Source organism: Actinomycetota bacterium (assembly GCA_035697485.1).
Classification (GTDB): Bacteria; Actinomycetota; UBA4738; order UBA4738; family HRBIN12; genus JAOUEA01.
Genome location: DASSCU010000043.1, coordinates 94,040 through 100,039, shown reverse-complemented (window position 1 = coordinate 100,039; position 6,000 = coordinate 94,040). Strand labels below are relative to the sequence as shown.

The 6,000-nt window shown below is 65.9% G+C and carries 6 protein-coding genes; 3 read left to right on the top strand and 3 right to left on the bottom strand.

The window, feature by feature from the left end:
- Nucleotides 1-97 precede the first annotated feature (97 nt).
- From VFI59_12000 to VFI59_11990, 3 genes are all read right to left on the bottom strand, one after another.
- Nucleotides 98-493, bottom strand: a complete 396-nt coding sequence (locus VFI59_12000) for a YbhB/YbcL family Raf kinase inhibitor-like protein (protein ID HET6714417.1) — start codon at nt 491-493, stop codon at nt 98-100.
- Between the two features lie 183 nt (nt 494-676).
- The gene (locus VFI59_11995) at nt 677-1,156 is read right to left on the bottom strand and encodes a VOC family protein (protein HET6714416.1); all 480 of its coding nucleotides are present in this window, start codon (nt 1,154-1,156) and stop codon (nt 677-679) included.
- Nucleotides 1,157-1,919: 763 nt separating this feature from the next.
- Nucleotides 1,920-2,696 (bottom strand): hypothetical protein, encoded by a 777-nt coding sequence (locus VFI59_11990; GenBank protein ID HET6714415.1) that lies wholly within the window; start codon nt 2,694-2,696, stop codon nt 1,920-1,922.
- A 763-nt stretch (nt 2,697-3,459) separates the two neighbouring features.
- Between VFI59_11990 and VFI59_11985 the strand changes: the two genes are divergently transcribed.
- The 3 genes from VFI59_11985 (at nt 3,460) to VFI59_11975 (ending at nt 5,860) form a co-directional block, all read left to right on the top strand.
- Nucleotides 3,460-4,464 (top strand): DUF6544 family protein, encoded by a 1,005-nt coding sequence (locus VFI59_11985; protein HET6714414.1) that lies wholly within the window; start codon nt 3,460-3,462, stop codon nt 4,462-4,464.
- Between the two features lie 463 nt (nt 4,465-4,927).
- Nucleotides 4,928-5,494 (top strand): hypothetical protein, encoded by a 567-nt coding sequence (locus tag VFI59_11980; protein ID HET6714413.1) that lies wholly within the window; start codon nt 4,928-4,930, stop codon nt 5,492-5,494.
- A 15-nt stretch (nt 5,495-5,509) separates the two neighbouring features.
- Complete coding sequence (locus tag VFI59_11975; protein HET6714412.1) at nt 5,510-5,860, top strand: STAS domain-containing protein; 351 nt, start codon at nt 5,510-5,512, stop codon at nt 5,858-5,860.
- Nucleotides 5,861-6,000: the final 140 nt, after the last annotated feature.

Below are 6,000 nucleotides of genomic sequence, written 5' to 3'. Positions count from 1 at the left end.
GCGTACCTCCCACAGCAAGTCAGAAGTCACGCGAGGAGCCTGCCGCCCTAAGACGGCTTCCCGTAGAGCGTCCGCGACACGGGGACCCTGACCAGGCTCATCGTCCGTACCTGGTCGTGACCGCTCCCGACGCCAGGACGTTGCCGGCTGCGTCGAGGGCCTCGACGGTGAAGACGTACCGATGTGGGTCGTCACCGCGCGGGGGACACGGACCGCCGTACGCGTCGTCCCCGAAGCTGTTCCCCTCCTCGGTGCCGCTCGCCGGGACCGTCCCCCGGCCGACGTCCGTCGACGCTGGATCGACCCCAACGACCAGCCAGTGCGTGAAGGTGCCGCGCGGCGCATCTGGATCTCGGAGGCTGATCCGCAGCTCTGAGGCGCCCTCTGGGACGCCCAACCAGCTGAGCGGCGGCGAGACGTTGTCGCCGTCACACGTGAACTCGACGGGAAGGGTGTCGCCCTCGGAGAAAGCCGGGCTCCTGACCTCGATCATGACGCCTCCTTCGATCGGCTCGCTCGGATGAGTATCACGCGCCCACGATGCGATCGACCTCGGCAAGGGCGCGTTCGGGCCTTCTCTCTGCGCTTCGCCTTCCATCCGGGACCAGCCATTCCGCTCTACACATCCGTCATGTAGGCGTACTCCGTGATCAACTTCGACATACGACAGAAGACTCTAGGGCGCCTCGGCCGCCCGCTGGAGCTCGGCGACATCGATCTTGGCCATCCTGAGCATCGCCTCCATGGCGCGGCGCGCACGCTCCGGATCGGGATCTCCAACCAGCTCGGTCAGCTGGCGCGGCACGATCTGCCACGACAGCCCGAATCGGTCTTTGAGCCATCCGCACGGGCCCGGCTCGCCCCCGTCCGCCGTGAGCGCATCCCACAGCCGGTCGACCTCGTCCTGGTCCTCGCACTCGATGACGAACGAAACCGCCTCGTTGAAGCTGAAATCCGGCCCGCCGTTCAGGCCCTGGAAGTGCTGGCCATTGAGGGTGAAGTCAACCGTCAGGACCATCCCGGCTGGCCCGCTGGGCGTGTCGGCGGGGGAGCGCCAGACCTTGTCGACGCTGCTGCCGGGAAGCAGGCTCGCGTAGAACGTCGCCGCATCCTCAGCCTTGCCGTCGAACCAGAGGCACGGAAAGGGGTTGCGCATCTTGTCCCTCCTTTGAGAGCGCCACTTCGGGATTACCTCATCGCAGGATATGACGGCACAGGCGCACCGAACTCATCGATGACAGGGTGGCCGTCCACACCACATCGCAAGGTCGGGGGTATCAGGTGAAACGGATCGCCCTCGCCGTCGTGACGCTCGCATTCGTGGGAACCTTCGCGCTCGCGGCAGACGGGCATCCACTACCAGGCTCCGGGTAGGCACCAATTCCCAGGGGAGTGCGTGCCGGTTGGCGCAGAGATCGCTTGGGGAAGCACGGTCATCGTGAAAGGGAAGGTCCGGCCTCCTGCCCTACCGCTGGGTCTGCATCGTCCAGCGCATCTTCGCGATCGCTGAGGCGCTGGTCGGGAGATGAAGCGTCCCGGTCTGGCGGTGGGTGCAGCGTCAGCGGCGGGACGACCGCGTGCGTCTGCGGTGGAGATTCGCTGACGTCGCCGCCCGTGGGCCTGTAGGGGTCGCTCCTCCAGCAGGCCCTCGGCCACCCGTCCACGTCGAAGCGAAGGCTCGGCGCGAGGATGGAGCCTGCACGCCGGGCCATCACAGCGACCGATCTCCGGCACAGGTCGGTCTCGATTAGGCGCTTCACGTCATCGACGCTCTGCTGCGTGAGACTCCGGAGGAGCTCGGCCTTCTCGCGGTCCTCGAGCCCCGGGAAGTCCGCCGAGACCGTGAGGTGCGTCCGCCCCGCTGCCCTGTACGCGCCCGGCGACGCTCCTTGGCGACAAAGCAGAAAGAAGCGACTGATCTAGCAGCCGCTTCTTCCATGTGTGGGAGGTGCCAGCTTTCTGGCACGGCCCGGTGGCATCGACAGGGTGATCGATCCGGTTCGATCCCTCGCCCGCGCTGTGATCAGCGCCCCCACCAGCCCGCCGAACGCGAGGAGCGACAGGCCCACGGTGAGTCCGGCGCTCTCGAACCCCAACGTGGACAGTACGACTGTGCCCGGCATGAGGCCGAGGTACCCGACCGCTCCGGCAGCGGTGAACCATGGCCAGGCTCGCGCGGTGACCTGCCACACAGGGCCCGGCGGTCGACGTGGCACGACGTCGACGCGTGTGGCCGCGATCCCTAGGATGACCAGGACGAGGGCTGGCCCGAACCCACCTCCGACCACGAGGAGCACGGCTGACAACACGATCAGCCCGATGCCTCGGCTCCTGCGATCGGCTGATGTCACGGACCAGATCGCCGTCGCAGCGGCGACCAGCACCGTGAGCACCCCGGCGACGAGCAGGTCCGGGATGACGGTGAGTGCAGGTTCGCCTTGGAGCACTTCCATCGCCTCGGCGTCAGGCCACGATCGGATCATGAGCCCGTCCGGCGCGCCGGGTCCCTGCAGGATCTCGCCGATCCCGTGCTCGATCCCGGCGAGCGCGGCGAGGATGCCGAAGGTCGTGACGACGATCCGGGTCGCTCCGCTGCCGCGCCGGAGCCGATCACTCAGAACATGTCCTCCCCTCGCGGCCGGCGATGGATGCTCTACCGATTGGAGCGAGGTGTCCTTCACGCTTATCCGACTCATCCGACTCACCCCGGTTCAACCCTCACCCCGACGGTAGGAGCACTGTCGCGCGCGGACCCAGGCCGACCGTCCCGTCGCGGTGGGGAAGGCGCTGCTCGCTTCCCTGCCCTCGAGCTACGGGTGTCGCCGGGCTGCAGTGTCCAACGCCGTAGTGGCTCAAGCAGCGTGAGGAGTGTCCCCCCGATAAGCCTGGAACAGGCCGGTGAAGGTAATGACCACTCCTGCGATCGCCGTGATGATCCCCACCCAGTCGGGGCCGCCACTGGTGGTCGTCAGGCCGACCACGACGATTGCAACACCGACAACGCCGACTCCTGCCCCGGCGAGCGAGAGTCCGACCTTCCTTTCTCGTCTGGTTGTCATCCGAGGTCTCCCTCCATCAAGTACCTTCAATCGTCACTCTCCCCGATGGGATAACCCGCCTGTAGAGGCAAGAGTCCTATCCGGGTAAGGCCTCCCTTGCTGGGCGAGCGTTCCCGAATGTACGGAGAGGTCCCCCCACTCAGGTGATGAGGAAGTCTTCGGTGATCCTCGGAAGTCGCCCTCGAATAGGCTCCAAGCGGCGCGGTCGGATGACTGCTATTGACCGTCCTTCGACTTCCGGTTGAGAGGAGCGTGTGTCGATTCCGAAACAACGGTACGCAACGACCGTTTCCGCTGCTCAACGCCCTGACCAGCACGTTGTCTCGCCCTTACAGGTCACACGTCGAGGACCTACTGGTCCACGGACCATCGACTCGATCCGGAAGGACCTCGGGGACGGATGCTTGTCCCAAGAGCAGGAACCGGAACCCTCTGGGGGACTTCGATGGCGACCGCCATCCATCTTCGGTTCACCCATGACCGCTCGTCGAGCGAGCCGACGCCACCGAAAAGCCCTGAGCCGCCGTGGCAACCTTCGTCACTCCTCGCCGCCAGGCTGGCGATCGGTTCGGCTCGCGGGACTTCTGGTCGGCGGCGCTCAAGATCACGACGCGGTCGGCGCGATGGTCCGCGGATACGGCCTGACACGAGCTGGGCGGTCATGACCTCACTTCGGTCGGTGGATGCTCGACTTGGGCGTCTGCACGCGCAGGGTTCGTTCTCAGACGGCGAGCTCCAGGGACTGCCCGACCTCGTTCATCGGTACTTTCGCGCATCGATCGCTTCGGGGACGCCGTTGGCCCAATCGGCGCGTCTCCGGATGCACGGCGCTGTCAGGGTCGGGAAGTGGTGGCTCCCCTTCCGGGCTGAACAGATACTCTCGCCCCTGCACGGCTATCTGTGGGCCGCTCGTGTTGCGAGGGTCGTCGTTGGCTCAGACCGGTACGTCGACGGCGACGGAGCCATGGAGTGGAAGCTCCTGGGGCGGATCAACCTCATGCTTGCCGAGGGACCCGACGTCTCTCGTAGTGCCGCGGGTCGCGCAGGCGCCGAAGCCGTCTGGGTGCCGACCGCGATGCTGCCCCGCTTCGGCGTTGCCTGGAGCGCCCGTGACCCACATCACATCACCGCCAGGTATCCCGTCGACGACCTTGATCTGACGTTGGACTACACGCTTGACCACCATGCGCGTGTGCGCTCCATCGCTCTCGATCGGTGGGGTGCCCCCGACAACAACGAGCAGGCCCGCCTCCATCGGTTCGTACACGAGCTCACTCGCGTTTCCACGTTCGGCGGTCTGACTATCCCGAGCGCGGGTCGAGGAGGCTGGTTCGACGGCGTCGACTGTTGGCGGGACGCCGAGTTCTTCCGCTACGAGATCACTGACCTCAGCCTTGTGGAATGACCACCATCTCGCAGCGTCGGTTTGATGCTCTGGTTGCATAGCGCCGCAGAACAACCCGAAGGCACTCCAAGGTACTCGGCGGCACTCAACGTCACGCCTTCTGCAGATGCCTCGGCGCGAAGCTCGCCCTGTGCTTGGGTCGGCCCGACGGAACAGAGTGATCCGCCGCCGGACGGACCGAAGTCTTCCGGAGGTCGACTCCAGGTCTCGTGATGAACCTTGCACGCCTCAAGTGTCCGCGGTTTGAGAAGCACGCCACGTCGAGAGCTGGTCAACGTCCGGTCAAGGAGCCATCCGTCCCATAGCGTGCTGACTTCCAAGCCCCCTCACCGTGGTCGCCTCTGCGCGCGATCGCCGCGACACCGGCCCCAAGTGAAACGAAACCACGCCCTCGGAGGGACCGGGAGCGTCTCTACCGCATGGCTCGTGGCATTCGCACTCGTGGCTGTCGGCGTAGGGCCTGATGCTGGATCGCCGACGGGCGGTTGCGTCGTCGTGGCGGCTTGAGGGCGACACGTGGCGCGTCGGCTTGGAGGTGGCTCGACTGAGCGAGACAGATCTAGCGCCTGAACTCGAACCAGACCCGACCGGGGGGACCTGCTTCGTAACCCCACCTGTCGGCGGTCTGGTCCACGATGTGAAGCCCGAAGCCGCCGACTCGGTCTGGACCGTCGATGCCCGGCTCGACGAGCCGGACCTCAGCCGCAGGCGTGGGTTGTTCCACCTCCACCCTGACATGCTCGTCGTCGGCCTCGATCACCATGCGCACGACATCCCGATCCCGCAGTCCGGCGTGGCGAACAGCGTTGGTAGCGACCTCACTGAGGGCCAGACGCGCGTCGTCGTGTCGCCCCCCCAACGCCGGCGGGGGGACGATCCGGTTGAGGGCGGATCGAGCGAGGAGAGGGGCCTGATCGTCGGCCGGCAAGATCACTTCTCTGCGCAGGATTGGGGCTTCCCTTCGCTGGAGATGTTCGATATAGGTTTCCTGGAAGAGCGGGTACCCACAGGACGTTCGTGCCAACCCTGACCTGGGAGGATGCGCATGGACACTGTCGATCTGCCGTTCCGAGTGGATGTCGATGCCCAGGACGAGCGAACCGTATTCCGACTCGCAGGCGAGCTGGATATGGCAACGGTGTCGCAGCTCGAAGAGGCACTGGGCGAGCATGAGAACGCCTCCGAGATCGTCTTCGATCTTCGTGGCCTGTCGTTCCTCGACTCGATGGGACTCTCGGTCCTCGTGGGAGCACACGTCGCTGGTCGTGATAGTCACCGGAAGGTGTCCTTCGTGCGCGGATGCAACGACGTCGTGAGCAAGGTCATGCAGCTCACCAAGATGGACGATCGGTTGGACTGGATCGATCCTCCAAAGGAGCGCGACGAAGCCGTTTAGACGGTCGAGCCAGGGGTCGACGTTCGGCGTCGCCGTGACGCATCGGCGGGGGACTGGACCCGCCCGGCGACGCTCCTCTCCGAGGAAGCGAAGGGGTGGCGTGGCTGCGCCGCCCCTTCGCGTTGTCCACAAAGTGGTTG

Coding starts and splice junctions, on each gene's coding strand:
- VFI59_12000 (HET6714417.1), bottom strand. CDS start 493: ATGATCGAGGTCAGGAGCCCGGCTTTCTCCGAGGGCGACACCCTTCCC.
- VFI59_11995 (HET6714416.1), bottom strand. CDS start 1,156: ATGCGCAACCCCTTTCCGTGCCTCTGGTTCGACGGCAAGGCTGAGGAT.
- VFI59_11990 (HET6714415.1), bottom strand. CDS start 2,696: ATGAGTCGGATAAGCGTGAAGGACACCTCGCTCCAATCGGTAGAGCAT.
- VFI59_11985 (HET6714414.1), top strand. CDS start 3,460: ATGCTTGTCCCAAGAGCAGGAACCGGAACCCTCTGGGGGACTTCGATG.
- VFI59_11980 (HET6714413.1), top strand. CDS start 4,928: ATGCTGGATCGCCGACGGGCGGTTGCGTCGTCGTGGCGGCTTGAGGGC.
- VFI59_11975 (HET6714412.1), top strand. CDS start 5,510: ATGGACACTGTCGATCTGCCGTTCCGAGTGGATGTCGATGCCCAGGAC.